Raw genomic sequence first — 25,809 nt, forward strand, 5'->3', positions numbered from 1 at the left:
GATGGCGCTGCTGGTGAGGACGAGCGACGGACGGACCGACGGACGGGCGGGGGGCGAGCGGTGGCAGCTGAGGGACGGCGGGTCGGCCGTGGAGGCGCCGCCGCTGCACGAGCTGCTCAGGGTGCCGCTGGACGAGGCCCGCGCGGTGCTGGCCCGGGCGCAGCGCGCCGGCGCGGCGGCTGACGCCGACGCCCCGCTGCTGGCCCCCGTCGACACCCAGGAGGTGTGGGCGGCCGGCGTCACCTACCTGCGCTCCCGCGACGGGCGCGCCGAGGAGTCCGACCACGCCGACGTCTACGACCTCGTCTACGCCGCCGACCGCCCCGAGGTGTTCTTCAAGGCCACCGCGGCGCGGGTGGTCGGGCCGGGCGGTGCGGTGGGCGTGCGCGTCGACTCCGGCTGGGACGTGCCCGAGCCCGAGGTGGGCCTGGTGCTCAACAGCCGCGGCGAGCTGTTCGGCTACGTCCCCGGCGACGACGTCTCCAGCCGGACCATCGAGGGCGAGAACCCGCTGTACCTGCCGCAGGCGAAGGTCTACTCGCGCTCGTGCTCGCTCGGCCCTGGCGTGGTGCCCGTGTGGGACGCTCCGCAGGGGCCGCTCGCCGTGGCCGTGACCATCGAGCGCGGCGGCGCCACCGTGTACGAGGACGCGACGACGACGGCCTCGATGGCCCGCTCCTTCACCGAGCTGGCGGCGTGGCTCTTCGCCGGCCTCGACTTCCCCGACGGCGTCGTCCTGCTCACCGGCACCGGGCTCGTCCCGCCGCCGGAGGTGACGCTGCTGGAGGGCGACGTCGTCACGGTCAGGGTCGACGGGGTCGGCGAGCTCACCAACCCCGTCGTCCGGGTGGGCCGTCAGCCGGCGGCGCTGCGCACCGCGGCGGAGACCTCGCAGCTGGCGACGTCCTGGTCGCCGTCGACGAAGCCGGCGGCCTGGCCCTCGGCGCTCTGACCGGCGGAGACCGGTCCGACCGCGGCGTAGAGGTCGCCGACCTCCTCGCCCGAGGCGTTCAGCGCCACGAGCGTCACGACGTAGGACGCGTCCGCGTCGGTGCTGTTGGTGACGCTCACCGAGCCCGTGGCGACCCCGCCGACCGTGGAGGAGCAGCTGTCGACCACCACGTCGGCGCTGGCGTCCTCCCCGCCGAGGACGCCGCCGAGGTCGGTCGGGAGACCGCTGGGCAGCTCGCTCGGCAGGCCGCTGGGGAAGGCGGTGGACAGGCCGGAGACGGTCTCCACGGACCTCTGCACGAAGACGACCGCCGCGACGATCGCCAGCACCCAGAGCACGGTCCCGAGGGCGCCGACGACGACGCCGGCGATCGCCAGGCCCCGCCCGGCCTTCCGACCGCCGCGGGTGTCAGCGATGCCGAACGCGGAGACGACCACGCCGATCGGGCTGAGCAGGAACGCCAGCACGAGCCCGATGACCGCGACCACGGAGGTCGGCCTCACCGGGGCGCCCTGGTAGCCCTGCTGGTACGGCTGGGAGTACCCCTGCTGGTACGGCTGCTGGGGGCCCTGCTGGTACGGCTGCTGCTGGCCGGCGTAGGGGGCCTGCTGCCGCGGCGCGTACTCCTCGTAGCCGGGCGGCGGCACGTACGCCGGCTGCTGCTCCGGGTTCTGGGGCTGCTCGGGGTAGCGGGACGTCGGGTCCGACACGGGGGCCTCCGGGCGGTGGGAAGGGCTCGACCGTACCGGCCGGGCACCGCCCGGGGGTGCCGGCCGGTGAGTGCGCAGGGGCAGGATCGGGCCGTGGCCGACTCCCCCGCCGTCCCCCCGTTCGTCGACGCCGCCTGGCTCGACACCGCACTCGCGCACGGGCGCACCGCTCTCGCGGACGTCCGCTGGTACCCCGACGGCAGGGACCCCGCGGAGGCGTTCGCCGCCGGTCACCTGCCCGGCGCCGTCCGGGTGGACGTCGACGACGTGCTCGCGGGGCCGCCGTCCGACGCCGCGGGCCGCCATCCCCTGCCCGCCCCGGACGCCTTCCTGCGCGCCCTCGCCGACCTGGGCCTGCCCGTGGACGAGGGGGTGGTGGTGGCCTACGACGACGCCGGCGGCGTCATCGCCGCCCGCCTCGTGTGGATGCTGCGGGCCCTGGGCCGCCCGGCGGCGCTGCTGGACGGCGGACTGCTGGCCTGGAGGGCGGCCGGCCGGCCGCTCGAGACCGGTGCCGGTGAGCAGCGCGCTCCGCTCCCGCGGACCGGAGCAGCACCGACGGATCTGCCGACGACCTGGCCCGCTGTCCTGCTCGCCGACGTCGACGACGCCGCCCGCGCCGCAGCGGACCCGGGCTCGGTGCTGCTCGACGCCCGCCCGGCCGAGCGCTTCGCCGGGGCCCCCGACGCGCTCGACCCGCGCGCCGGCCACGTGCCCGGCGCGGTGGGGCTGCCGGTCCGCGACGACGTCGACGCGCTCGGCCGCCTCCTGCCCGAAGAGGTGCTGCGCGACCGGCTCGCCGCCGCGGGGGTGCGCGCCGAGGCCGTCGCCGCGGGCGCCGTCGTCTCCTCCTGCGGGTCCGGCGTGACGGCCTGCCACCGACTCCTCGTGATCGAGCACCTGGGCCTGGGACGCGCCCGCCTGTGGCCCGGCTCGTGGTCGCAGTGGTCCCGCGACCCCGCACGACCGGCAGCGACCGGGTGACGGCAGCGGTCGCCGCGGGTGTCGTGACCCAGCACCCCTCAAGAGCGCGGCCCCGGTGCCCGATCTGAGGTCGTGAGGTGGCCCCGGGCAGCGCGACAGCTGTCAGCGCGGTTCGAGTGGCGCACCGCCGTGCTGGCCGTGCTGTGCCTGGTGGTCGCCACCGCGCTGCTCGACGCGAGCTCGCTGCCCGCCTCGTCGTCCCCGGTGCACGCCGCCCACCGCGGTGAGCTCCTGGCCGTGGCAGCGGTCTGGCTGCTGCTGGCCCTGGCGATGCTGGTGCGCGGGGAGCTGCGCGGACACGAGCCGACCGCGGTGCTCGTGCTGGCGATCATCCTCATCGGCACCTACGGCAGCGTCGTGCCCGACGACCACTGGCGCTGGCAGTGCATCACCACGCTGACGGTGCTGACGGCGCTCACGCGCATGCACCACAGCGGTCGAGGCGTCGTGGCGCTGGTGGCGGGGGCACAGGTGGCCTCGCTCCTGCTGCTCCTCCAGCTGGACCTCCACGGGGCGTACCTCGCGTACAACGCCAGCGTCGTCGTCGCTCTCGTCGCGGTGCCGGCGGTGGTCGTCTCGGCGATGGCCTCGGCCCTCGACCGGGCCAAGGCCGACGCGGAGCGCGCCGCTCGCACCGACGTCCTCACGGGTCTGCTGAACCGCCGCGCCCTGGTGGACGACGTCCCGCCGCTCGTCCGACGCTGCGCGGAGCAGGGGTCTCGGGTGGCTGTGATGCTGCTGGACCTCGACCACTTCAAGCGCGTCAACGACACCTGGGGCCACACCGCCGGCGACCGGCTGCTGCTGGCGACGACCGGCGCGGTGCGCGCGGAGCTGCGCAGCTGCGACCTCCTCGCCCGCTGGGGCGGGGAGGAGCTGCTCGTCGTCACGCGCGTCGAGGACGTCGAGCAGCTGGTGGCGACCGCCGAGCGGGTCCGGCGCAGCGTCGCCTCGCTGCTCGTCGCCGACCTGCCCCCGGTCACGGTGAGCATCGGGACGGCCGCCGCGAGCGAGGGGGCGCTCGCCCAGGTGCTCGCCCAGGGCGACGGCTGGCGCGTGGCGGCCCGCGAGCTGGTCGGCGGCCTCGTGGACCAGGCCGACGAGGCGCTCTACGCCGCCAAGGCGGCGGGGCGGGACCGCGTCCAGCACCACCGAGGAGCCTTCCCGGTGCCGGAGGCCCGACGCCCTGCCGACGGCGTCCGGGACGTCACCACGACGTCATCTGGAGCGAGTGCCCGCAGGACCCCGCGGGGTGCGAGAGTGGACCCGTGACGACGCTCGGATCCGAAGCCCTCCCCGCGCGGTTGTTCAAGGCGATCCCCCTGCTGCGCGACGCCCTGGTCGCTGCTGCCGAGGAGGGCCGGGTCGTCCCGCCGTCCGAGGCGTCCGAGGCCACGGACGGGGCGGTGACCTCGCGCGCGCTGCCGAAGGCCCTCGGGGTCATCACCGCCGACTGCGCCCGCCGCGGCGAGCCCGACCTCGCCGTGCTCGTGGTGCGCGAGGCCGCCCTCGTCGACGGCACCGACACCGGGGCCGGCGCCCGGCGTCGCGCGTGGATGCACTTCGGCGGCCAGTCCGCTGTCGACTCCGGCGCCCAGGACGAGCGAGACGTCGTCGAGCGGCTGACGCGCCACGCCGGAGCCGCGCGCGCCTCGACCAGCGCGCCGCGCAGCTCTCGGGAGCCCCAGGAGGCTGCGGAGCCCCAGGAGGCGAAGGAGCCTGGCGCGGCAGCTCCCCGGGTGACCAGGACGCGCGCCAGCGCGGCCAAGAAGCCGGCGCCCGTTCCCGAGGCGCCCCTGAGCGTCTGCCCCGACTGCTTCACCGTGCGGTCCGCCAGCGGCGTCTGCATGTGCTGATCGGACCCGCGTGTCCCTCCTCGACCGGGCCGTCCGGCTCACCTGGGGCGCCGGTGACGGCGCCGACCGCCGGGTCCACTGGCCCGACCCCCGGCTGACCGGCAGGTCGCTGTGCGACCGGCGCCTGTCGTCGTTCGAGCACGAGGACGCGACGCCCGAGCGCTGGGAGCGCTGGTGCCGCAAGAACGGGTGCCGCCAGCAGCTCGAGCTGTGGCTGTCCCAGCACGCGCCGTCGCTGGCGCAGGAGTACCGGGCCCGGGTGGCCGCTGACCGCGCCGCCGCCAGGGCCCCGGAGGACGACGACGGCCTGACGCTCGGCTTCTGACGCCGGGCCGGTGGGCGGCGGCCGATGAGTCCCGGCCACCGCGGCGGTCGCACCGGTGAGACGACGGACGAGGACCACCTGACCACGGGGAGCGCGACGATGGGCAAGATCAAGGTGCACGAGTTCATGACGGTCGACGGGGTGGTCGACGCGCCCTCGTGGACGATGGCCTACCCGTGGACCGAGCCGATGGTGGCGGCGATCGGCTCGATCACCGCCGGGTGCAGCGACGTCCTGCTGGGCCGGACGACGTACGAGATGTTCGCGCCGGCGTGGTCGACCCGCACCGTCGAGGACGACCCGGGCGCCCCGTTCTTCAACGACTCCCCCAAGCACGTCGTGACCTCACGGCCCGACGGCCTCGACTGGGGCCCGGCGACGGCGGTGGGGTACTCGGCGAGCGCGCTGCAGCAGCTCAAGGACGACGCCGACGGCGACGTCTACGTCAGCGGCAGCGTCCAGCTGGTGCGGGCGATGCTCGCGGACCGGCTCGTCGACGAGCTGCACCTCATCACCTACCCCCTGGCGCTCGGTGAGGGCCTGCGGCTGTTCGCCGACGGGTCCCGCGTGGAGCTGTCGCTGCTCAGCGCGACCCCGTTCGAGAACGGCGTGGTGCACCTCGTCTACGGCCCCGCTTGATCTGACGACGCCGCTCCCGGCCGGGCTGTGACGCCGTACGTGCAGAAGTCGGCCGGACCGGTCCCGAGGAGGGCTGCGACGGACCTCTGCACGTCCGGCGTCACGCCTCTCAGGCCGTCAGGGCCGGGATGACGGACCTCTCGAAGAGCTCCACGCCGGAGGTGTCGCTGGCGATCTCGGGGAAGTAGACGATCGGGTAGGTCATGCCGGCGGCGACGAGCGGCTTGAGGTTGTCGACGATCTGCTCGGGCGTGCCGACGGTGATCGAGGCGTCGTAGGACTTCTCCACCTCAGCCTGTGCGACCTCGGCGCCGACGCGCTGGGTCAGCCTGTCGAGGATCCAGGCGCGGCGGTCGGCGACCTCCTTCTCGGTCTCGGCCACGATGACGTTGTAGTTGGCCGAGCGGGTGATCGCCTCGTAGGAGGTGCCGAGGTCCTCGCAGTGCCCCTTGAGCACCTCGGACTTGTGCTGGAAGCCCTCGAGGTCTCCCGAGAAGTTGGTGTACTGGGCGTGCTGGGCGGCGATGCGCAGCGTCTTCTTCTCCCCGCCACCGGCGATCCACAGGGGGATGCCGCCGTCCTGCAGGGGCAGCGGGCGGCAGAGGGCGCCGTCGGTCGTGTACTGCTCCCCGGAGAAGGTCGACTCGCCGGTGGTCCACAGCTGCTTGAAGATCTCCACGCCCTCGGCGAGCTGCGCGAGGCGCTCGCCGGCGCGGGGGAACCCGTAGCCGTAGGCGCGCCACTCGTGCTCGTACCACCCGGCGCCGATGCCCATCTCCACGCGGCCGCCGGAGACGACGTCCACCGTCGCGGCGACCTTCGCCAGGTAGGCGGGGTTGCGGTAGCCCATGCACGTGCACATCTGGCCCAGCCGCACCCGTGACGTGGCGGCGGCCAGGGCGGCCATGAGGGTCCACGCCTCGTGCACGGCGTCGTCGGTGGGGCTCGGGACCGGGTGGAAGTGGTCGTACACCCAGACCGACTCCCACGGGGTGCCCTCGCGGTCGGCCAGCTCGGCGACCGAGCGCATGGCGCCCCAGTGGTCGGCGGGCTCGACGCCCACGAGGTCGAGGCGCCACCCCTGGGGGACGAAGAGGCCGAAGCGCAGGTCCGTGGTCACAGCGTCGTTGCTCACGGTGTAACGCTAAATCACCCGGGGTCGACCCACACCCCGCAGCCCCGGCATGCTGGAGCGGTGACGACCGCGAAGATCGCCGTGACCGGCTCCTCGGGGGCCGTGGGCGGCCGGGTGGCCCGGCTCCTGGCCGCACGGCTGGGCAGCGGGGACCCGCCGCTGCGGCTGCTCGTGCGGGACGCCTCCCGCGCGCCGTCCCTGACCAGCCCCGCCGGACCGGCCGAGGTGGCGGTGGCGCCCTACGACGACGGCGACGCGGCCCGCCGGGCCCTCGCCGGCGTGGACGTGCTGTTCATGGTGTCGGGGGCGGAGGCCCCGGACCGGGTCGACCAGCACCGCACCTTCCTCGACGCGGCCGCCGACGCCGGGGTGCGCCACGTCGTCTACACCTCCTTCCTCGGTGCCGCACCGGACGCCGTCTTCACCCTCGCCCGCGACCACCACGCCACCGAGCAGCACCTGGCGGCCGCCCGGGCGCGGACGGGCATGGCGTGGACGGCCCTGCGCGACGGCCTCTACGCCGACTTCCTGCCCGCGATGGTCGGCGACGACGGCGTGCTGCGCGGCCCGGCGGGCGAGGGCCGCGTGGCGGCCGTGGCGCAGGACGACGTCGCGGACGCCGCCGTCGCCGTCCTGATGCCAGCCGCCCGCGGCCCGCTCGACGGCACGGGCGAGCACGCCGGTCGCGCCTACGACCTCACCGGCCCGGAGGCCCTCACGCTGCACGAGGTGGCCGAGACCGTCGCCCGCGTGACGGGCCGCCCGGCGCGCTACCAGCCGGAGACCCTCGAGGAGGCCTTCGCCTCGCGCGCCGCCTACGGGGCGCCGGACTGGCAGGTCGCGGCGTGGGTCTCGACCTACACGGCCATCGCGGCGGGACAGCTCGACACCGTCAGCTCCGCCGTGGAAGAGCTCACCGGGCATCCCGCTCGGTCGCTGGAGCAGGTCCTCAGGAGGTCGTGAGCAGCGCCGCCCCGTAGGGTCCGGCCCGTGGCGGGACGCGCGTGGATCACCGGTGGCGGGTCGGGTGTCGGGGCGGCGTGCGCGCTGTCGCTGGCGGCCGTCGGCTACGAGGTGGTCGTGTCCGGGCGCCGAGGCGACCGGCTCGAGGCCGTCGCCGCTGCGGTCCGCGCGACCGGCGGCGCCGCGAGCGCCCTGCCGCTGGACGTCGCCGACGCCGAGGCCGTGGCCGCAGCCGGGCGGCTCCTGGAGGACTCCGGCGGCGTGGACGTGCTGGTGGCCGCCGCGGGGGCGAACTCCCGCCGCCGCCACTGGGACGACCTCGACCTGCCCGCGCTGGACGCGATCGTGGCGGCCAACCTCACCGGGCTCGCGCACTGCGCCGCCGCGGTGGTGCCCGGCATGCACGACCGCGGGGACGGGCTCGTCGTCGTGGTGAGCTCGCGGGCCGCGGTGCGCACGTCCCCCGGGGCGGGAGCGGCGTACCGGATGAGCAAGTCCGGCGCGGGCGGGCTGGTGGCGAGCCTCAACGACGACCTCGCCGGCACGGGGGTCCGCGCGACGCACCTGTGCCCCGGCGACATCGCCACCGACTTCGTCGAGGCGCGGCCCACCGCGCCCGACGAGGAGGAGCGCTCGGTGATGCTCACCCCCGACGACGTGGCGCGGGTGGTCGCCTTCATCGCGACCACGCCGGCGCGGGTGCGCATCGACGAGCTGGTGGTCTCCCCCAGCGCGACTCCCTGACCGCCCCTCTAAGTACGGTCTGCGGGTGGCGAAGAAGAAGGTCCACCGGCCCAAGAAGGCGAACGCCCAGAAGCCGCGGCGCCGTCCGCTGGGCCGGGGCTCCGGTCCGGTGGTCGACGACGGCGCCTGGGTCTCCGACCCCGCCGCGCAGCGGTACCTGGGCCCGGGTGACCCGGCGGACCGGCTCGACCTGGCCCGTGACGGCTACGAGGACGAGCCGGAGACGGCGGCCGAGCGCGCCGAGCGCCTGGCGCTGCTCGCGCAGGTCGAGTCGATCCCCGAGGAGCGGGTGGCGTCCGCGCTGCTCGCCAACCCGCTGGTGGCCCACCTCGGTGAGGTGCTCCTGTCCGGCGCCGACGACGACGCCGACCCCGTCGTGGTGCGTCCGGAGGGGCTGCGGCCGCTGGAGGACGACGAGGTCGCCGTCCTGAGGCGGTGGAGCCGCGCCGCGCTGCTCCTGGCCGACCCCGACGAGCGCGACGAGCTGGCGTCCGAGTGGCGCGAGGGCGGTCAGGCCCAGCTGCTGGCGGCGCGAGCGGCGCTCGCCCAGCACCTCATGGCCGTGGTGGAGGGCGACGACACGGAGCTGCAGGACGAGTCGCTGGCGTGGCTCGGCGGCTCCGCTGCCACCGGAGAGCTCCCGACCGGGACCCCGGACGGCGTCGACCGGGCCGAGCTGGCGGACGCCCTGCTCGACGTCGAGCGCGGTGAGGTGGTCATCGACCTCGTGGCCCGGCTCGCCCTCACCGGGACGGTGCGGCTGGCCGACGTCGTCGGCGACTCCGTCGCCGCCGGGCCGGTGCTGCGCGACGTGCGCCTCCTCGCGGCGGCGGGCCTGCTCACGGTGTCCGAGAGCGGTGACGAGGCGGACCGGGACGTGCAGGTGCACGTCGACCCGGACCTGCGCGGCGTGCTGCTGGACGTCGCCGACGACCTCGTCAACGCCCTCCACGACCCGGACCTGGACGACCTCGACGCGTGAGGCACGCACTGCGCCTCGAGGAGCTGGTGGTCGGGCGGCGGGTGGTCGTCCGGCACCGCCTGCCCGACGGAGCGGCCTCCGACGCGCTGGGGGAGCTGGTGGCGGCCGACGCCGAGCGCCTCGTGGTGGCCACGCGCCGTGGTGAGGTGGTGGTCGCGCGCCGCGACGTGCTGGCGGCCAAGGGCGTGCCGCCCGCCCCGAGCCGCGCTGCTCGGACCGGTGCTGCTCAGGTCGGTGCGGAGACGCTCGAGCTGGTGGCCGCCGAGCACTGGCGGCCCGGGGAGCGCGAGGACCTCGGCGCGTGGCGGCTGCGGGCGGCGGACGGCTTCACCGGGCGGGCCAACTCCGCCCTGGCCGTCGGTGACCCCGGCTGCGACCTCGACAGCGCGCTCACGCGGGTCCGGGAGTTCTACGCCGCGCGCGGCCTGGAGGCCGTCGTCGCCGCTCCGACCGGTGACCTCACCGCGGAGCTGCAGCGCCGCGGCTGGACCGTGCGCACGCCCACGCTCGTCATGACCGCGGACCTGCCCACCGGTGGTGGGAGCGCCTCCGGCATCGCGCTCGACGCCGGCGTCGTCCTGGACGACGAGCCCGACGACGCGTGGCTGGCGGCCTACCAGGGGCGCGGCCCGGTCGGGCAGGCCGGGCGGCAGGTGCTGCTGTCCGCCGACGAGCAGGTCTTCGCGAGCGTGCGAGAGCGCAGCGTCGGGCGTGACGCGGGAGGCGAGGTGCTCGCGGTGGCGCGCGGGTCGCTCTCGGCCCACCCGGAGGGCGCCTGGCTGGGGCTGTCCGCCGTCGAGACGTCCCCGGCGCACCGCCGCCGGGGCCTGGCGCTGCGGGTCACGGGCGCGCTGCTGGCCTGGGGCGCCCAGCGCGGCGCCCGGGCGGCGTTCCTGCAGGTGGCGGTCTCGAACACCGCTGCCCGCGCCCTCTACGAGCGGGCGGGCTTCACCGCGCACCACGAGTACCGGTACCTCGTCGCGCCGTCCTGAGCGGGTCTGGGAGGACCCTGGAGGGGAACAGCGGAGCCGCCTGGGCGGTTGCCTCCGGCATGAGCTCGCGCGTGCCGCTGTCCGTCCTCGACCTCGCCCCCGTCGACCGCCGGAGCGCCCCGGGCCGGGGCGCGCGCGAGACGCTGGCGGCGAGCGTGGAGCTGGCGCGGGCCGCGGAGCGCCACGGCTACCGGCGGGTCTGGTACGCCGAGCACCACAGCATGGCGAGCATCGCCTCCTCCGCGCCGGCGGTCCTCGTGGCGCACGTCGCGGCGCACACCTCCACCATCCGGCTGGGCGCGGGCGGGGTGATGCTGCCCAACCACGCACCGCTGACCATCGCCGAGCAGTTCGGCACGCTCGCCGCCGCTCACCCGGGCCGCATCGACCTCGGCCTGGGCCGCGCGCCCGGCTCGGACGGCGCCACGAGCGCGGCGCTGCGCCGCGACCCGTCGGCGGCCGACACCTTCCCCGACGACGTGCTGGAGCTGCAGGACCTGCTCGCCGGCACGCCCCGTCCCGACGGCGTCCGCGCGGTCCCCCTCGCCCTCGACGACGACGGCCTGCCCGTGCCCCTGTACGTCCTCGGCTCGTCGCTGTTCGGTGCGCGGCTGGCGGCGGCGCTGGGGCTGCCGTACGCCTTCGCGTCGCACTTCGCGCCCGACGCGCTCGAGCAGGCGATGGACCTCTACCGCCGCGAGTTCACCCCGAACGGGCGCCCGGGCGCGCTGGAGGCGCCGCACGCCATCGCCGCCATCAACGTCTTCGCCGCCGATGACGACGCCACCGCCCGCGAGCACGCGCTGGCCGCCCGCCGGCAGCGGGCCGTGGCCCTGTTCGGCAGGTCGCTGCGGAGGGGTGCTCTGCCCGGCGGCCTGGACTCCGCCGACGACGCCGCGTTCGACGCCGCCGCCGACGCGCTGCTGGACGCCGGCGCGTCCGTGCACGTCGAGGCGATGATGCGCCTGGCGGCCGTGGGGACGCCCGACGCCGTCGTCGCCCAGCTGGACGCCTTCGCCGCGCGCGTGGGCGCCGACGAGCTCATCACCGCCCACGGCGCGCCCACGCCGCAGACGCGGGTGCGCTCGGTGGAGCTGGTGGGCAGCGCGGTCGGCTCAGCCCTGGCGGCCTGAGGAGCAGGTCTCGGCCAGCTCGACCCGACCGCGCCCGGAGGCCTTGGCCCGGTAGGCGGCGGTGTCGGCCTCGTGGAGCAGCGCGTCGGGCGTGGTGGGCTGCTCGGCTCCTCCGCCGAGGGCCGCGCCGACGCTGGCGCCCACGCTGAAGAGCTCGCCGTCGACGGTGATCGGCTGCGCGACGACGTCGACGATCCGCTGCCCCGCGGCCAGGAGGGCCTCCACGGCGTCCTCCGCGTCCTCACCGCCGGCCAGGCGGTCGAGGACGACGACGAACTCGTCGCCGCCGAGCCTGCCCACGACGTCACCGGGTCGCAGGCAGCCGGCGAGCCGGGCCGCGACGACCCGCAGCACCTCGTCACCGGCGCGGTGCCCGCGGGAGTCGTTGACGGCCTTGAAGCCGTCGAGGTCCACGAAGAGCAGCCCTGCCTGGGTGCCGTGGTGCTGGGCCGCGTCCAGGGCTGCTGCGATGCGGGCGACGGTGGCCGAGCGGTTGGGCAGGCCGGTGAGGCCGTCGTGGCGCGCCTGGTGCTCCAGCGCCCGGCGCATCACCTCGCGCTCCGCGAGCGAGGCCCCTGCCGCGCTGAGCGCGACGGCGAGGCGTCCCACCACGAGGAGCGTCATGGCGCTGGCGGCGACGACCGCCGGGACGGAGGACGACCCCCCGCCGACCACCAGGTCCAGGACGAGCACCGCCGGGGCCAGGGCGACCCCTCCCACGAGGGCCACGATGCGGGGGCGGCCGAAGTCCTCGCCGTTGGAGCGCTCCGGGGCCCGGCCGGCCGAGGGGTGGCAGGCGGCCGCCGCCCACAGCGCGCCGCCGCTGGTCCACCCCACGGACAGGGCGGTGAGGACGCCGCTGGGCACCACGCCCTCCACGAGGTAGGTGCTGTCCCCGACGAGCCCCGCCAGGGCTGCCGCGAGCGCCAGCCAGGTGCTCGTCGAGGCCCGCGAGGAGGAGGCGAGGAGGACCACGACGAGCCCCGTGAGCACTACGTCGCAGGCGAGGAAGAGGACCGCGCCGACGCGGGCGCGGGGGTCGTCGGGGGTGCTGTGGAGCACGGGACCGACGAGGACCGCCCACCCGAGCAGCGCGACCCCCGTGCCGAGCACGGCGGCGTCGGCGAACGCCCCCCGCGGTCGGGCGGCCCGGGCTCGCCGCAGCAGGAGCAGCACGGCGAGCAGCAGCGGCGGGTACCCGAGCAGGTAGGGCGCGTCCGCTGCTGCGGGGGCGCCGGTGTAGGCGCCCTGGGTCGTGAGCACGAGGTAGCGGACGTCGACGGCGGACCAGACCAGCTGCACCGCGGTGACGCACCACCACGGGAGGGCGGCTCTGCGCGGGAGGCGAGACGCCCCCCAGGCGGTGCCGAGCAGGCCGAGTGCGCCGAGGGCCGTGTAGACGACGGCCGCGGCGACGGGGGCGTCGAACGGCCCGGTGAGCGCGGTGTAGGCCACCGAGCCGACCGCACCGAGCACGAGCACCCACACCCACATCACGTGACCGCGGTCCCCGTCGTCGCAGCCTCGCCGATGACGGGGACGCCGAGGGCCCGCACCACGTCCGCCAGCTCCAGGCGGTCCGCCCGGTCGTCACGGGGCGGCCCGTCGAGCACCACGTCGAGGCCCAGCGTCCGCGCTCCGCGCACGAAGAGGTCCAGCACGGCGGCCCCGGGCAGGTCGTCCGAGCGCAGGAGCAGGACGTCCGCGGGGAGCTCGCTGAGCTGCCCGAGACCCGTCGCCTGGGCCGTGAGGTTCTTGAGGACCACGCGGACGCCCGTCCGCCGGAGCGCGCGCAGGTTGGCCACCGCGGCCTCCGACGCCAGCGCGGACCGGCCGCAGGTGCGCACGCCGAGGTGCTCGGCTGCGGTGCCGTGGGCGGCCAGCGCGGCGGCGACGTCGTCGAGGACGGTCGGGCTGGCCGCGTGGGAGGGGCTCAGCGGCAGCCACACGGGCGAGCCGCCCCGCTGGCGCAGGCCTTCGTCGAGGGTCCACAGCCCGAGCGCGCGGCCCCGGCCGGTGCGCTCGGCCGCAGCGGTGAGGACGGCGTGGTCGACCTGGGCCCCCTCGCCGCGCGTCCACCGCAGCGAGGCGCTGGTCGTGGGCGCTCCCGGTGCCGCGGTGAGCACGGGATGGAGGTCGAGGGCCAGGCCGGTGACCGGCCACCTCTCGCGCAGCTCCGCCTCCGCCGCGGCGCGCGCGGTGTCGGCGTCGCGCAGGACGCCGTCGTAGAGCTCCACCCGGCCGCGTCCGAGGGCCTTGGCGCGGTAGGCCGCGGTGTCCGCCTCGTGCAGCAGCTCCTCGGCGTCCGAGAGCGCGCCGGCCACGGCGGCCCCGACGCTCGCCCCGATGACGACGACGTGGCCGTCGGCGACGATCGGCTCGGCGACGCCGTCGACCACGCGCTGGGCCACCGCGAGGACGTCGTCGACGTCGTCGACAGCGGTGAGGACCAGCACGAACTCGTCGCCGCCGAGGCGGCCCGCGCGGTCGCCGTCGCGCACGGTGCCGCTCAGGCGCACGGCCACCTCGCGCAGCACGTCGTCGCCGGCGCGGTGGCCGTGGACGTCGTTGACGGCCTTGAAGCCGTCGAGGTCCACGAAGAGCAGGCCCACCGCCGTCCTGCGCTCCCTGGCACCGGCCAGGGCCCGGGCGAGGTGCTCGGTGCTGGCCGAGCGGTTGGCCAGCCCTGTCAGGGCGTCCTGGCCGGCCTGGTGCTCCAGGGCGCGGCGCATCTCCTCGCGCGCCAGCAGGGAGGCCGACGCCGCGCGCAGCGCCATCCCCATGCGGAGCACCACGAGCACGGACATCACCGCGGAGGCGGTGGCGACGGCCCAGTCGAACTCGAGGTCGAGCACCTGCTCGGCGGCGAGGGTGGCGGGGGCCAGCAGCACCGCCACGAGCAGCACGCCGCTGCGGCGCGGCGTCATGCCGGTGGCCGCGGGCGCCTCCCGGTCGGAGAGGTCGACCATGCTCGGGTGCAGCGCGGCGGCGCTCCACGCGACGTTGCTCAGCAGCCACCCCAGGCTCATCGCGGTGAAGGCCCAGCCGGGCAGCACCGAGCCGAACACGTAGGTGGCGTCGCCCACGAGCAGCAGCGCGATGGCCGCCAGCGCCAGCCAGGAGCTGCGCGACAGCCGCACCGAGCTGGCCACCAGGTGGGCCGCGAGGGCCACGAGCAGCACGTCGGCACCCAGGTAGAAGCCGCCCACGAGGTGGCCCAGGAGGTCCTCACCGCGGCTGGAGACCACCGGGCCCACGAAGAGCATCCAGCCGACGAGCAGCAGACCGGTGGCGACGACGGCCCCGTCCACCACGGCGCCGAGCTGGCCGTGGGGCCGGGCGCGGCGCACGAGCAGCGCCGCCCCGACGACGAGGGGCAGGTAGCCCAGCACGTACAGCCAGTCGGCCGACGTGGGGAAGGTCAGGTCGCCGAAGGCGGCGAGCAGGTAGTAGACCGTGTCGGCCGCGCTCCAGACCGCGTGCGAGGCAGCGATGAGCCACCAGGCGGTGGCGTGCCGGGGCCGGTGCCGGCGGATGCCGACCACCGTCGCGACGCAGCAGAAGAGGCCGACGGCGCTGTAGGGCACCCCCGACCACGCGATGGAGCCGACGGGCCCGGCGAGCACGACGAAGGCCACCGCGCCGACCACGCCCAGCACCGCGAGCGTGCGTTCGTCGAAGCCCGGCCTCCAGGTCGTGCGTCCCCCCACGCCGTGTCATCGGCAGCCCCCCGGCCCGACCTGAGCGGTGCGGACGCTCTGGGAGGATCGGCGGGTGCCCGCTGCGGACCCGCCCCGCGTCGACCTCAACGCCGACCTCGGCGAGGGCTTCGGCCGCTGGTCCCTCACCGACGACGACGCCCTGCTCGACGCGGTGACCAGCGCCAACGTCGCGTGCGGCTTCCACGCCGGAGACCCGGAGTCCGTGCTCGCGGTGTGCGCGGCGGCCGCGCAGCGCGGGGTGGCGGTGGGTGCGCACCCCTCCTACCGCGACCTGGTCGGCTTCGGGCGCCGCTACGTGGACGCGAGCCGCTCCGAGCTCGTGGCCGACGTGCTCTACCAGCTGGGGGCGCTGGCGGGCCTGGCGCGCGCCGCCGGCACCCGCGTCTCCTACGTCAAGCCGCACGGGGCCCTCTACACCACCGCCGCCGCTGGCGGACCGCACGGCGAGGCGGTGGTGGAGGCCGTGCGCCGCTTCGACCCCGAGCTGCCCCTCGTGGGCCTGGCCGGGTCACCGCTGCTCGCCCTCGCGCGGGACTCCGGGCTGCGGACCGTGCCGGAGGCCTTCGCCGACCGCGGGTACACCTCCGCCGGCGAGCTGGTGGACCGGCGCTCGGCCGGCGCGCTCGTGACGGGGTCCGCCGAGGTCGCGCAGCGGGTGGTGCGGCTGGTCACCGAGGGCGTCGTGGCCTCCGTGGACGGCGTGGACGTCGCCGTGGACGCCGCGTCGGTGTGCGTCCACGGGGACTCCCCCGGCGCGGTGGACGTCGCCCGCGCCGTGAGGGCCGCGCTGGAGGCCGCCGGCGTCGAGGTCCGCGCCGCCTCCTCGTGAGGGTGCTGCCGTGAGGGTGCTGGCCGCCGGCACGTCCGCCGTCCTCGTCGAGCTCGACGACCTCGCCGCGGTCCTCGCCCTGCGCGCAGCGCTGCAGCAGCACCCCCTCCCGGGGGTGGTGGAGGTGGTGCCCGCCGCCAGGACGCTGCTGCTGCGCTGGGACGCCCGGCCCGCCCCGGGTGCCGGCGCCGTCGCGGCGGCCCTCGCCCCCCTCCTGGGCCCCGCCGCGGGGCTGGCCGGAGCGCCTCGGGGCGACGACGAGCGCACCGTGGAGGTCCCCGTCGTCTACGACGGCGCCGACCTGGAGGAGGTGTCCCGCCTGGTCGGGCTGCCCCCGGGTGAGGTGGTGCACCGCCACGGCGCGACGCCCTGGTCGGTGGCCTTCACGGGGTTCGCCCCCGGCTTCGCCTACCTCGTGGGCGGCGACCCTGCGCTGCGGGTGCCGCGCCGCGAGGTGCCCCGCACCCGTGTGCCCGCCGGGGCGGTGGGCCTGGCCGGGGAGTTCAGCGGGGTGTACCCGCGGGCCTCCCCCGGCGGGTGGCAGCTGCTGGGCCGCACCGACCTGGCCGTGTGGGACGCCGGCCGCGAGCCGCCGGCCCTCCTGCGCCCCGGCACCCGCGTCCGCTTCACGCCCGCTGCCCCCGGCTCGCCCACCCCCGTCCGTGATCACGGGCGCTGCGCGGCGCCGGTCACCACCGGTGGCTCAGCGTCGCTGAGGCTCGGCGGCCTGGAGGTCCTCGACCCCGGCCGCTCCGCGCTCGTCACCGACCTCGGCAGGCCCGGCCGCGCGGCCGTCGGCGTCAGCCGCGGCGGTGCGCTCGACAGGGCCGGCCTGCGCGCCGCGAACCGGGCGGTCGGCGGCGCGGCCGGTGCGCCGGCGCTCGAGGCCGCCGGCCCGCTGGTGGTCCGCTCGCGGGGGCGGACGGTGGTGGCGGTGACCGGCGCCGTCGTCGTCGAGGTCCTCAGGGCCGCGGGCAGCGCCGGCCGCAGGCGGGTGCCGCTGGGCGTGCCGGTGGCCCTGGACGACGGCGACGTGGTCACCGTCCACCCGCCGACCGCCGGCGCCGCCGCCCACCTGGCGGTGCGCGGCGGCGTCGACGCGCCGCACGTCCTCGGCAGCGCCGCCACCGACGTGCTGTCAGGTCTCGGGCCGCCGCCGCTGCGGGCCGGTGACGTGCTCGCCGTGGCGGGCCCGCCCTGGCTGGACGCGGCGGTGCCGCTGCTGCCGCAGGGGCGCGTCGGAGCGCCGCTGCCGCGCCCGGGGACCGTCACCGAGATCGACGTGGTGCTCGGACCCCGCGACGACTGGTTCACCGCCGACGCCCTCCACCTGCTGCAGGTCCAGGAGTGGCGGGTCAGCGAGCAGAGCAACCGCGTGGGGGCGCGGCTGGAGGGCGCCGCGGGCCTGGAGCGGCGCGAGCCCGGCCGGGAGCTGCCCAGCGAGCCGGCCGTGCGCGGTGCGCTGCAGGTGCCGCCCAGCGGGCAGCCGGTGCTGTTCGGCCCCGACCACCCCGTGACCGGGGGCTACCCCGTGGTCGCGTGCGTGGCCGACCACCACCTCGACCTGGCCGGGCAGCTGCCTCCGGGTGCCCTCGTGAGGTTCACCGCGCTGCGGGCGCGGGCGTCCAGGTCTCGCTGACCGGCAGCAGCGCGTCCAGCAGCGGCGCCGGCCAGATCCGGTCGGGCGGGTGCGGGAGGTCGACGTCGGGTCGCCCGGCCAGCACCACGGCGGCGCAGTGGTTCGAGCAGATGAGGCGGTCGGGGCGCGAGAGCGCGGTGCCGAGCCACTGCAGCGGCGGCACGTGGAGGAGGTGGCCGGCGATGCGCACGATCTCTCCCCAGTCGTACCCCTGGTCGAGCAGCTGGTGGCTGCGCAGCAGGCCGAGGTCGCGCTCGACCCGTGAGCGCCAGGGACGCACGACGCGCAGGGGCTCGCCGTCGAGCGGGCGGACCCGCTCGCGCAGGCCCGAGCCGCCGCCGTAGGGGCCGTCACCGCCGAACGCCTCGTGGGTGCGCCACACCCCCGGCTCCAGCTCGCGGACGAGCACGCCGCAGTGCGCCACGGTCGAGCGGCTCGCGCGGCGGATCACCCAGCCCTGCACGCCCCGTCCCCGGGAGAAGAACAGGTCGCCGGACAGCGGTTCCGTCGTCGGCGCTCCCGGGGTCACCGGGCGAGTCTGCGGGCGTCCCCGACCAGCTGCTCGCGCAGGGGCGCGTCCGGGTCTGCGGGGCAGCGCCACACCTGCGCCTCGAGCTCGCTCGCCAGCAGCTCGGTGAGCACCTCCCCCTCGGGGCCGTCGCCGGCGTTGAGCAGCAGCCGCCACCCGGCGCCCTTCAACCCCCGCAGGACGACGACGACGGCGTCGCCCGGCCAGCCCGGGTCCGCCCCGGGGGACGTGGCGGTGGCGTCGAGGCAGACCACGGGGACGCGCGGCCGCCTGCGCCGCCGCGCTGGGGCCGAGGCCGGGGTCGGCGTCGCGGCCGGTGCTCCTGCGACGGCGGCGAGCACCGCGGGGGTCGCGCAGACGAGCGCTGTGCCGCCGGGGGGTGCGGGCAGCCACGAGGGCGGCGCGTCGCGCAGCTGCTGCAGCGTCAGGGCGGCCGGCAGGCCGGCTGCCGACACCGCGGCGAGGGCCGTGCCGGTGGGACCGTCGGGGGCGACCGGCAGGTCCAGGACCAGCACGAGGTCGGCCAGGGCCAGTCCCGTCCGGTCCGCCTGCGCGGCGTCCAGGTCGACGACGAGCGCCGGGTCCGGATCGGGCTCGGGCTCAGGTGCTGGCTCAGGTGCTGGCTCCGGCTGCGGCTCCAGCTGCGGCGCAGGGGCCGGCACGGGCTCGAGCACAGCCGCGGCGACGGGAGCGGGACGCGGGACGGACACCGGAACGGACACGGGGGCGGGCGCGGGTGCGGGAGGGCCGGCGACTGCTGCTGCGGCCGCGGCGGGGAGGGTCACCCCGCCGTCGGGGCCCTCGTCGCGCTCGGCGTCGTCGTCCTCGTCGTCGTCCTCGATGACCTCGAGGTCCCCGTCGAGGGCGCGCACCGCCGCGGTGAGGCCGCCGTCCCACCCTGCGAGCTCGCGGAGCAGGTCCTCCACGTCGGTGACGCGCAGCGACAGGTGGGTGCCGCGGACCACCGCCGCCGGTCCGAGCACGGCGCGGGCGCCGGCGCGCTGGACGGCGGTGGCGCTGGGCAGCTGCAGCACGGCGACGGGGTCGGCGCCGGTCTCCAGCTGGCCGCGGACCCGCTGCACGACCCAGGCCAGGCCGGGGCCGCTGAGGAGCTCGGCGACGTCGGCCAGGAGGGAGCGAGGGGGCGCGGGGCGGCGCTCGGCGGGGGCGCCCCGGGAGGGACGGAGGCTCACGCACCCATGGTGACGCTCCGCAGTCTCCCATGAGGGCGACTCCGCGCACTCGGCGCGCCCCCTGTCGGTGGTGGGGTCCACCATCGAGGCCATGGCTGCCACCGGTCTTCCCCCCACGTGCGTGATGCCGCCCGTCCTGCTGGAGCACCTCGTGCTCAGGGGCACCGACTCCCAGCGCGAGCGCGCGCTGCGGACCCTGTCGCTCGACGCGTCGCTGCGCTCGTCGCGGGCGCAGAGCGCGCTGCTGCGGCGGGGGCGGCCCCGCGCAGTCATCGCGCACGCCCGAGCGGGCGCGCAGGCCTCGAGGACGATCTTCGACTGCGCCGGGAGCGAGGACCTCAGCACGGCTGTCGTCGTCCGCGCCGAGGGGGCTCCCCCCACGGGCGACGCCGCGGCTGACGAGGCCTACGACGGCCTGGGAGCCACCTTCGACCTCTTCCACCAGGTGTACGGCCGCGACTCGATCGACGACGAGGGGCTGCCGCTGCGGGGCTTCGTGCACTTCGGCCAGAGCTACGACAACGCCTTCTGGGACGGGCGCCAGATGGTCTTCGGCGACGGCGACGGCGACGGCGAGGTCTTCGCGCGGTTCACCGTCGCCGTCGACATCATCGGCCACGAGCTCGCCCACGGCGTCACCGACGACGAGGCGCAGCTCGTCTACAGCCAGCAGTCCGGCGCCCTCAACGAGTCGGTGAGCGACGTGTTCGGCTCGCTGGTGAAGCAGTGGGCGCTCGGGCAGACGGCGGACCAGGCCGACTGGCTCATCGGCCAGGGCCTGCTCGTCGACCACCCCGACATGGCGCTGCGCTCGATGGCCGCGCCGGGGACGGCCTACGACACCCCCGAGCTGGGCCGGGACGCCCAGCCGGCCCACATGGACGACTACGTCGTCACCACCGCCGACGACGGCGGCGTCCACACCAACTCGGGCATCCCCAACAAGGCGTTCCACCTGGCGGCCACGGCGATCGGCGGTGACGCGTGGGAGGTGGCGGGCAGGGTCTGGTACGACGCCCTGCGCGACCCGGCACTGCCCCCGACGGCCTCGTTCGCGACCTTCGCGCAGACCGCGCTGCGGGCCGCGGAGCGGTTGGGGCACCGCCCCGGGTCGACCGTGCACGACGCCGTCGGAGATGCCTGGTCACAGGTCGGCGTGCTGTAGCCCCGCGGCCTCGCGGCGCGCGAGATCCGCCGGAGGACGCAGGAGGGTGAGGCGGTCGCCCTGCGGCCTCAGGAAGGTGCGCAGCGTGCGCGCCTGTGGACAGCGCCAGCGGCGCCTCGGTCGCACGGGCCACCGTGCGACCGTGGCCCGTGCCCCCGCTCCCCTGCCCCCGCGCCTGCGACACCGGCCCTTCACGGTCGAGGAGGCGCTGGAAATCGGGGTCGCGCTGCGCCGTCTGCGCGCGGCGGGCTTGAGGGCGCCCCACCGCGGGGTGAGGGTGAGCCGGGGTGTCGAGTGGACGCCGCTCGTCGCACTGCACTCCGCCCTGCTCGCGGGGCCCGCGGGCGCTGTCGGCACCGGCGCCCACGCCGTCGTGCGAGCGCCGGGTCCGGGGCGTGCGGCTGCTCTCACCTGAGGACCTCTGGGCCCGGCGCGTGCTCGACCAGGTGCGGTACGAGGTCTGCTCCCCGGTGGAGACCCGGCTGCGCCTGCTGCTGGTCCGCGCCGGGATGCCCGAGGCGAGCCACCTCTCAGCCCCGATCCCCCGCGTGGGCAGGGCCGGGGTCTGGCCCGACCTGCAGTGGGAATCGGTGCGCGTGGGCGTGGAGGTCGTCCCCCGCAAGCGGGAGGTGCCCCCAGGGCCCCCACACAGCGAGGACGAGCAGCACGAGTGCGACATCCGGCGAGGGCGACGGCGACGGACCGAGCGCCACGGCTGGACCCAGGTGGCGGTCTCCTCGCGGGAGGTCATGAAGCAGCCGCACGAGGTGGTCGGCTGGATCAGCGACGAGCTGCGGCGCGCCGGACTGCGCTGGTGACGAGAGGTGCCGGAACCGTGGCGCGTCATGCCGGAACCGGGGTCTCGTTCCGACACGACGTGACGAGGTTCCGACAGGGAGCGCCAGGGTTCCGACACGTCCCCGCGTGGGAGACGATGGGCCGCGTGCGGGTGGTCGTGGAGCGCAGCGGGGGCTTCGCCGGCGTGGTCCGGCGGGGCGAGGCCGACGCGTCCCAGCTGGACGACGCCACGAGCCAGCAGCTCCGCGACCTCGTCGCCTCAGCTGCCGGCCCCGACGGCGCCAGCGAGCCCGGGCGGGGTCCGCGCCGGGACGGCTTCTGCTACGAGGTGACCCTCGAGGACGACGACGGCGGCGCCGTTCGCGGCCCGCAGCGCGTGCAGCTGCGCGAGGGGTCCATGCCCGCCGGAGCTCGCCAGCTGCTCGACGGCCTGCTGCGCTGACGGCCCCGTCAGCAGCGCATCCTCAGCCCGCAGGCTGACCGGAGTGTCCGCTTCGTCCCTCCACGGGGTTCAGCGAGCTCCCAGAAGAGGGTCCCCCAGAGGGGTGCGCCCGTCCAGGGACCAGGCGCACGCTGGGACCACGAGAGACGAGGGACGTGGTCGCCGTGGTGGTGCTGGGAGCTGTCGGGCTGGTGGTCGGGGTGGGCGCGGGGGTGCTCCTGCTGGTGGCGCTGGCGCTGTCGGTGCGCGCCGCCGAGGTCGGTCGGCGCACCGGGGAGGGGCTCCCGCTGGTGGGTGCTCGTCACGCGCAGTTCGGTGACGCGGCCGCGGTCCTCGCCGAGGGGTCTGAGCCGTCCACGGAGCCCGCGCTGCCCGTGGAGGCACCGTCGCTGCGGCTGGTCCGCCCGCCAGCCGACGGCCCGGACCGGCCGCAGCCGGCGCGCGCCGCCTGACCCGTCACGGCCGGGCTCCCGGGCTCAGGACGCCCGCAGCTCCTGCTGCGCCCGCACCGTGGTGACCGTGCCGAGCACGCAGCTGGCCGCGGGGGCCGCGTGCCGACCGCTGCGCGTGGAGAGGCCGGCGAGCCGCAGCACGTCGGACCAGCTCCGGGCTCCGGCCGCGGGCCGGCTGCGGTCGGCGCGGCGGCCGTGGACGGGGGCCGGCGCCCAGCCCGGGGCGAGGGTGGGGCGCTGGGCGGCCACCACGGCGGGGTGGACGGCGGCGGTGAAGACCATGTCGGTGTCGAGGAGGCTCATGCGGGGAACCGTGCTCCCCACCGCTTGCGGCCCGCTTGCAGGCGGCATGCTGCCCCGGTGAGCACCACCCCCCTGCCCGGGCGCCCGGGTCCGGCCGTCCGGGTCAGCCTCCCCGTGCCGGTGCTGTCGCAACCGGTGCGCCGGTTCCTGGCCACGGAGTCCGGCAGCGCCGTGCTGCTGCTCGCCGCCACCGCGGCGGCGCTCGTGTGGGCCAACCTCCCGGGCGGCTCCTACCAGGCCTTCTGGGAGACCAGCGCCGGCGTCACCGTGGGTGACGCCGGACTGGTCATGGACCTGGGCCACTGGGTCAACGACGCGCTCATGGCGGTGTTCTTCTGCACCGTCGGGCTGGAGATCTCCCGCGAGGTCACGGTCGGGCACCTGCGGAGCCCGCGCGCCGTCGTCGTCCCCGCTCTGGGGGCGGTGGGCGGTCTGGCCGTGCCGGCGCTGCTGTTCTTCGCCTTCACGGCCGGCACCCCGGCGGCGGTGGGCTGGGGCATCCCCATCTCCACCGACACCGCGTTCCTCGTGGGCATGCTGGCGCTGTTCGGGCCGCGCTGCCCGGACAGCCTCCGGCTGTTCCTGCTGACGCTGGCGATCGTCGACGACATCGGCGCCGTCACCGTCATGGCCGTCTTCTACAGCCACGGCGTCTCCGTGCCCGCACTGCTCGTCTCGGCGGCGCTGCTCGCGGTCCTCGTCGGGCTGAGGCTGGCCGGGGAGTGGCGGCTGACCCCGTACGTCGTCGTCGGCGTCGCCCTGTGGGGTGCGGTGCACGCCTCCGGCGTCCACGCCACCCTCGCGGGCGTGCTCGTGGGGCTGGTGGTGCCGGCCACGGCCGTGGAGCCGGAGCAGCGCGACCGGGTCCGCGCCTTCGGCCGGGCGCTCATCGAGCGCGCCGACCCGACCCGCGCCCGCCTGGCCACCTCCGCGGTGCGCGCCTCGGTGCCGCCCAACGACCGGCTGCAGGCGGCGCTGCACCCGGTGTCGGCGTTCCTCGTGGTGCCGCTGTTCGGCCTGGCCAACGCCGGGGTGGGCCTGTCGGGTGAGACGCTGCGCGCGGCGGTGGGATCGCCGCTCACGTGGGGCGTCGTCGTCGCCCTGGTGGTCGGCAAGACCGCCGGCATCGCGGTCGCTGCCGGGCTGGCGCTGAAGTTCCGCCTGGGAGACCTCCCCGGACGCGTGCGCTACGGCCACCTCGTGGGCGGCGCGATGATGGCCGGCATCGGCTTCACCCTGAGCCTGTTCATCACCGACCTCGCCTTCGACGACCCCGTCCTGCAGGACGAGGCGAAGATCGGCGTGCTCGCGGGGTCGCTGCTCGCCGCCGTCCTCGGAGCGGTGGTGCTGCGCGTGCTCGGCGAGCGGCTGCCGCTGTGCTCCCCGGACCTCGACGACGACGGCGGCCTGCCGCCCCTGCCGAGCGGTCCCTGGACGGACCCCACCCGCACCTAGGCAGACGAAGGGCCCCGGACGAAGACGGTCCCCGCCGGGTGGAAGCCGACGGGGACCTGGTCCTGCGACCTGGCGAGAGGTGGCAGGACGTGAGCCCCATCCTGCCACCTCGCTCAGCGGCCCGCGCGGGGCGGGTCCGCCTCCCCCAGCACCGCGGTGGACAAGGCCGGCCACGCGGTCGTCGCCCACTCCCCGAACGGCTCGGACGACGCCGTGACGAGAGCGAGCGAACGGGCTCGGTCCACCCACAGGGCGGTGCCGCTCTGGCCGAAGTGCCCGAACGTCGCCGGGTCGTTGTCGGGGCTCGTCCAGTGGGGGTCCTTGTCGACGCGGACCTCCGCGCCCAGGCCCCAGTCGTTGTGGACCTGCTTGCCGAACCCGGGCAGGACGCCCACGAGACCGGGGCGGCTGGGCGTGCGCAGCGCGTCGACCACCTCCTCGGGCAGCACCCGGGGGCTCAGCAGCTCAGCGGCGAGCAGCGCGAGGTCGGCGGTGGGCGCGAGGAGGCCGTGCGCCGCGGAACCGTGCAGGCGCGAGCGCGACATGCCCAGCGGCTGCGCGACGAGCTCGCGCAGCAGCTCCGCGAACGGCGCCCCGGTGAGCCGCTCCACGTGCGCGGCGGCCACCTCGATGCCGGTGTTGCTGTAGATCCGCCGCTGCCCCGGCTGCGCGCGCAGGCGCCACGTGCCGGGGCCTCCCGCCTCGAAGTCGAGGCCGGAGGTGTGATCGAGCAGGTGCGACAGGGTCGCGCCGGGCGGGGCGACCTCGCCGGGGAGCTCCTCGTCGAGGTCGGCTTCGCCGTCGTGGGTCAGCACCAGCACGGTCAGCGCGGACAGCAGCTTGGTCACCGACGCCCAGCGGCGCTCGGCGTCGAGGTCACCGGCCGAGGCCACGGGGGCGGCGCCACCGGCGAGCGGGCCGCTGTCGAGGAGACCGACGACGACGACGGACGCGGACGGGTCGGGCCACTGCGCCACGTGCTGCTCGAGCAGGCTCTTCACGGGTCCAGCCTGCCAGCCAGCGCCTGCACCAGCGCCGCGGCGACCTCCTCCACGGTCACGCGCTCACCCGGGACGTGGTCGGCCACCGCGCCGACGGTCGCCGGGTCGAGGTCGAGCCCGAGGGCGGCGTACACGTCGGTCGTGACCGCCCGCAGCGGCGCCGCGTCGTCCACGACGAGCAGCGTCGAGACGAGGTAGGCGTGCCGCGTCTGGCGCTGCGCGGTGCCCGCGACCTTCGTCGCCCCGGCGGCGCCGACGACGTGCACCGAGTGCTTGCCGGGGCAGTACTCGCGGGGCAGCTCGCCCATCCGGGCGTCCAGGCCGAGGCCCTCGAGCACCTCGACGAGCGCGTCGGCGACCAGCTCGAAGCGCTCGGTCATGCCGCGGCGGGGGTCGTCGCTGCGGCCGACGACGTCGACGACGAGCGTCTGCTGGTGGTACGGCGCCATCCTGCCGCCGACGGGCCGCACCACCGGCGCGAACCCGTGCTCGCGGGCCACCCCCTGAGCGGCGGCGAAGCCGGACAGGAGCGCGTCGCGGCGGCTGAACGCCGCCGTCGGCTCTGGGCGCAGCAGCCGGACGAGCTGGGGGCTGCGCCCCTCGCCGACGTCTGCGAGCAGAGCGAGGCGGCGCGCGGCGTCGTCGTCGGGGGGCAGCGGGGCGAGCGCGAGGCGGTCCTCCAGCTCGAACGCGGCGGTGGTCACCACGAGATGGTCGCCCCTCAGCTGAAGCGTGCCAGCACGGCGGACGCCTCCTGGCGGGCGGGGCCGGCGGCTGAGGCGGCGCCCAGGTGGGCCAGGTGTGCCGGCAGGCTCCCACCGCGGGCGGCCAGCGCCGCCGCGTACAGCCGCCCCGCGCGGTAGGAG

The 25,809-nt window shown here is 76.7% G+C and carries 27 protein-coding genes and 1 pseudogene; 18 read left to right on the top strand and 10 right to left on the bottom strand.

Annotated features, from left to right (window positions below; genetic code table 11):
- Window position 1: 1 nt before the first annotated feature.
- Complete coding sequence (locus FMM08_RS23975) at window positions 2–952, top strand: fumarylacetoacetate hydrolase family protein (RefSeq protein ID WP_147927144.1); 951 nt, start codon at window positions 2–4, stop codon at window positions 950–952.
- On the opposite strand, the gene FMM08_RS14880 is transcribed toward FMM08_RS23975, so the two are convergent.
- Window positions 856–1,662, bottom strand: a complete 807-nt coding sequence (locus FMM08_RS14880) for an FxLYD domain-containing protein (RefSeq protein WP_147927145.1) — start codon at window positions 1,660–1,662, stop codon at window positions 856–858. The genes FMM08_RS23975 and FMM08_RS14880 overlap by 97 nt on opposite strands.
- Before the next feature lie 93 nt (window positions 1,663–1,755).
- Here FMM08_RS14880 and FMM08_RS14885 point away from each other — a divergent pair, with 93 nt between their 5' ends.
- From FMM08_RS14885 to FMM08_RS14905, 5 genes are all read left to right on the top strand, one after another.
- The gene (locus FMM08_RS14885; RefSeq protein WP_147927146.1) at window positions 1,756–2,646 is read left to right on the top strand and encodes a sulfurtransferase; all 891 of its coding nucleotides are present in this window, start codon (window positions 1,756–1,758) and stop codon (window positions 2,644–2,646) included.
- A 72-nt stretch (window positions 2,647–2,718) separates the two neighbouring features.
- Window positions 2,719–3,918, top strand: coding sequence for a GGDEF domain-containing protein (locus tag FMM08_RS14890; RefSeq protein WP_147927147.1), 1,200 nt, complete (start codon window positions 2,719–2,721; stop codon window positions 3,916–3,918).
- Window positions 3,915–4,502, top strand: a complete 588-nt coding sequence (locus FMM08_RS14895) for a hypothetical protein (protein ID WP_147927148.1) — start codon at window positions 3,915–3,917, stop codon at window positions 4,500–4,502. The genes FMM08_RS14890 and FMM08_RS14895 overlap by 4 nt, the downstream gene beginning before the upstream one ends.
- Before the next feature lie 10 nt (window positions 4,503–4,512).
- Complete coding sequence (locus FMM08_RS14900; protein ID WP_147927149.1) at window positions 4,513–4,827, top strand: hypothetical protein; 315 nt, start codon at window positions 4,513–4,515, stop codon at window positions 4,825–4,827.
- Between the two features lie 24 nt (window positions 4,828–4,851).
- Window positions 4,852–5,466: a dihydrofolate reductase family protein gene (locus FMM08_RS14905; protein WP_222710809.1), complete on the top strand. Its 615-nt coding sequence runs from the start codon at window positions 4,852–4,854 to the stop codon at window positions 5,464–5,466.
- Between the two features lie 109 nt (window positions 5,467–5,575).
- Here the strand turns inward: FMM08_RS14905 and FMM08_RS14910 are convergent, their stop codons facing one another.
- Window positions 5,576–6,574, bottom strand: a complete 999-nt coding sequence (locus FMM08_RS14910; protein WP_147927205.1) for a TIGR03560 family F420-dependent LLM class oxidoreductase — start codon at window positions 6,572–6,574, stop codon at window positions 5,576–5,578.
- Between the two features lie 87 nt (window positions 6,575–6,661).
- Between FMM08_RS14910 and FMM08_RS14915 the strand changes: the two genes are divergently transcribed.
- The 5 genes from FMM08_RS14915 to FMM08_RS14935 are packed head-to-tail and all read left to right on the top strand — an operon-like array spanning window position 6,662 to window position 11,415.
- Entirely contained in the window at window positions 6,662–7,564 is a 903-nt protein-coding gene (locus FMM08_RS14915) for an SDR family oxidoreductase (protein ID WP_147927150.1), read from the top strand.
- Between the two features lie 27 nt (window positions 7,565–7,591).
- On the top strand, window positions 7,592–8,308 hold the full coding sequence (locus FMM08_RS14920; RefSeq protein ID WP_147927151.1) for an SDR family oxidoreductase: 717 nt from the start codon (window positions 7,592–7,594) through the stop codon (window positions 8,306–8,308).
- Between the two features lie 25 nt (window positions 8,309–8,333).
- Window positions 8,334–9,290: a hypothetical protein gene (locus FMM08_RS14925; protein ID WP_147927152.1), complete on the top strand. Its 957-nt coding sequence runs from the start codon at window positions 8,334–8,336 to the stop codon at window positions 9,288–9,290.
- Window positions 9,287–10,282, top strand: a complete 996-nt coding sequence (locus FMM08_RS14930) for a GNAT family N-acetyltransferase (protein WP_222710810.1) — start codon at window positions 9,287–9,289, stop codon at window positions 10,280–10,282. Before FMM08_RS14925 ends, FMM08_RS14930 begins: the two co-directional genes overlap by 4 nt.
- Window positions 10,283–10,341: 59 nt before the next feature.
- Window positions 10,342–11,415, top strand: a complete 1,074-nt coding sequence (locus FMM08_RS14935) for an LLM class flavin-dependent oxidoreductase (RefSeq protein WP_147927153.1) — start codon at window positions 10,342–10,344, stop codon at window positions 11,413–11,415.
- On the opposite strand, the gene FMM08_RS23980 is transcribed toward FMM08_RS14935, so the two are convergent.
- Both FMM08_RS23980 and FMM08_RS14945 read right to left on the bottom strand, forming a co-directional pair.
- A complete protein-coding gene (locus FMM08_RS23980; RefSeq protein WP_187279772.1) occupies window positions 11,398–12,909 on the bottom strand; it encodes a GGDEF domain-containing protein in 1,512 nt (503 codons plus the stop codon). The genes FMM08_RS14935 and FMM08_RS23980 overlap by 18 nt on opposite strands.
- On the bottom strand, window positions 12,909–15,125 hold the full coding sequence (locus tag FMM08_RS14945; protein ID WP_147927155.1) for a diguanylate cyclase domain-containing protein: 2,217 nt from the start codon (window positions 15,123–15,125) through the stop codon (window positions 12,909–12,911). The genes FMM08_RS23980 and FMM08_RS14945 overlap by 1 nt, the downstream gene beginning before the upstream one ends.
- 64 nt (window positions 15,126–15,189) lie before the next feature.
- Between FMM08_RS14945 and FMM08_RS14950 the strand changes: the two genes are divergently transcribed.
- On the top strand, window positions 15,190–15,966 hold the full coding sequence (locus FMM08_RS14950) for a LamB/YcsF family protein (RefSeq protein WP_147927156.1): 777 nt from the start codon (window positions 15,190–15,192) through the stop codon (window positions 15,964–15,966).
- A gap of 10 nt (window positions 15,967–15,976) precedes the next feature.
- Window positions 15,977–17,605, top strand: coding sequence for a 5-oxoprolinase subunit B/C family protein (locus FMM08_RS14955; protein ID WP_147927157.1), 1,629 nt, complete (start codon window positions 15,977–15,979; stop codon window positions 17,603–17,605).
- On the opposite strand, the gene FMM08_RS14960 is transcribed toward FMM08_RS14955, so the two are convergent.
- On the bottom strand, window positions 17,568–18,134 hold the full coding sequence (locus FMM08_RS14960) for a hypothetical protein (RefSeq protein WP_147927158.1): 567 nt from the start codon (window positions 18,132–18,134) through the stop codon (window positions 17,568–17,570). The genes FMM08_RS14955 and FMM08_RS14960 overlap by 38 nt on opposite strands.
- Entirely contained in the window at window positions 18,131–19,327 is a 1,197-nt protein-coding gene (locus FMM08_RS14965) for a hypothetical protein (RefSeq protein WP_147927159.1), read from the bottom strand. Before FMM08_RS14965 ends, FMM08_RS14960 begins: the two co-directional genes overlap by 4 nt.
- Before the next feature lie 91 nt (window positions 19,328–19,418).
- Here FMM08_RS14965 and FMM08_RS14970 point away from each other — a divergent pair, with 91 nt between their 5' ends.
- The 4 genes from FMM08_RS14970 to FMM08_RS14985 all read left to right on the top strand — a co-directional run bounded on the left by FMM08_RS14970 (window position 19,419) and on the right by FMM08_RS14985 (window position 22,184).
- Window positions 19,419–20,492 carry a M4 family metallopeptidase gene (locus FMM08_RS14970; RefSeq protein ID WP_222710811.1) on the top strand — a complete coding sequence of 358 codons (1,074 nt, stop codon included), beginning with the start codon at window positions 19,419–19,421 and terminating at the stop codon, window positions 20,490–20,492.
- Between the two features lie 395 nt (window positions 20,493–20,887).
- Complete coding sequence (locus tag FMM08_RS14975) at window positions 20,888–21,310, top strand: hypothetical protein (protein WP_147927160.1); 423 nt, start codon at window positions 20,888–20,890, stop codon at window positions 21,308–21,310.
- Window positions 21,311–21,435: 125 nt separating this feature from the next.
- Complete coding sequence (locus tag FMM08_RS14980) at window positions 21,436–21,732, top strand: protealysin inhibitor emfourin (RefSeq protein ID WP_147927161.1); 297 nt, start codon at window positions 21,436–21,438, stop codon at window positions 21,730–21,732.
- Window positions 21,733–21,887: 155 nt separating this feature from the next.
- On the top strand, window positions 21,888–22,184 hold the full coding sequence (locus FMM08_RS14985; RefSeq protein ID WP_147927162.1) for a hypothetical protein: 297 nt from the start codon (window positions 21,888–21,890) through the stop codon (window positions 22,182–22,184).
- Between the two features lie 24 nt (window positions 22,185–22,208).
- Here the strand turns inward: FMM08_RS14985 and FMM08_RS14990 are convergent, their stop codons facing one another.
- Window positions 22,209–22,487: a hypothetical protein gene (locus FMM08_RS14990; RefSeq protein ID WP_147927163.1), complete on the bottom strand. Its 279-nt coding sequence runs from the start codon at window positions 22,485–22,487 to the stop codon at window positions 22,209–22,211.
- Window positions 22,488–22,544: 57 nt separating this feature from the next.
- Here FMM08_RS14990 and nhaA point away from each other — a divergent pair, with 57 nt between their 5' ends.
- On the top strand, window positions 22,545–23,942 hold the full coding sequence (gene nhaA / locus FMM08_RS14995) for a Na+/H+ antiporter NhaA (RefSeq protein ID WP_147927164.1): 1,398 nt from the start codon (window positions 22,545–22,547) through the stop codon (window positions 23,940–23,942).
- Window positions 23,943–24,055: 113 nt separating this feature from the next.
- On the opposite strand, the gene FMM08_RS15000 is transcribed toward nhaA, so the two are convergent.
- From FMM08_RS15000 to FMM08_RS24145, 3 genes and pseudogenes are all read right to left on the bottom strand, one after another.
- Window positions 24,056–24,943: a serine hydrolase domain-containing protein gene (locus tag FMM08_RS15000; protein WP_147927165.1), complete on the bottom strand. Its 888-nt coding sequence runs from the start codon at window positions 24,941–24,943 to the stop codon at window positions 24,056–24,058.
- Window positions 24,940–25,647, bottom strand: a complete 708-nt coding sequence (locus tag FMM08_RS15005; protein WP_147927166.1) for a lipoate--protein ligase family protein — start codon at window positions 25,645–25,647, stop codon at window positions 24,940–24,942. The genes FMM08_RS15000 and FMM08_RS15005 overlap by 4 nt, the downstream gene beginning before the upstream one ends.
- A 17-nt stretch (window positions 25,648–25,664) precedes the next feature.
- Window positions 25,665–25,809, bottom strand: a pseudogene (locus tag FMM08_RS24145) (lipoyl synthase); the annotation flags it as partial.

It is taken from the genome of Quadrisphaera setariae, assembly GCF_008041935.1.
Lineage (GTDB): Bacteria > Actinomycetota > Actinomycetes > Actinomycetales > Quadrisphaeraceae > Quadrisphaera > Quadrisphaera setariae.

Bases quoted from the DNA above. Each gene is read 5' to 3' on its own strand.
- FMM08_RS14905 (WP_222710809.1), top strand. From the start codon at position 4,852: ATGAGTCCCGGCCACCGCGGCGGTCGCACCGGTGAGACGACGGACGAG.
- FMM08_RS14990 (WP_147927163.1), bottom strand. From the start codon at position 22,487: ATGAGCCTCCTCGACACCGACATGGTCTTCACCGCCGCCGTCCACCCC.
- FMM08_RS14970 (WP_222710811.1), top strand. From the start codon at position 19,419: ATGGCTGCCACCGGTCTTCCCCCCACGTGCGTGATGCCGCCCGTCCTG.
- FMM08_RS14935 (WP_147927153.1), top strand. From the start codon at position 10,342: ATGAGCTCGCGCGTGCCGCTGTCCGTCCTCGACCTCGCCCCCGTCGAC.
- FMM08_RS23980 (WP_187279772.1), bottom strand. From the start codon at position 12,909: ATGTGGGTGTGGGTGCTCGTGCTCGGTGCGGTCGGCTCGGTGGCCTAC.
- FMM08_RS23975 (WP_147927144.1), top strand. From the start codon at position 2: ATGGCGCTGCTGGTGAGGACGAGCGACGGACGGACCGACGGACGGGCG.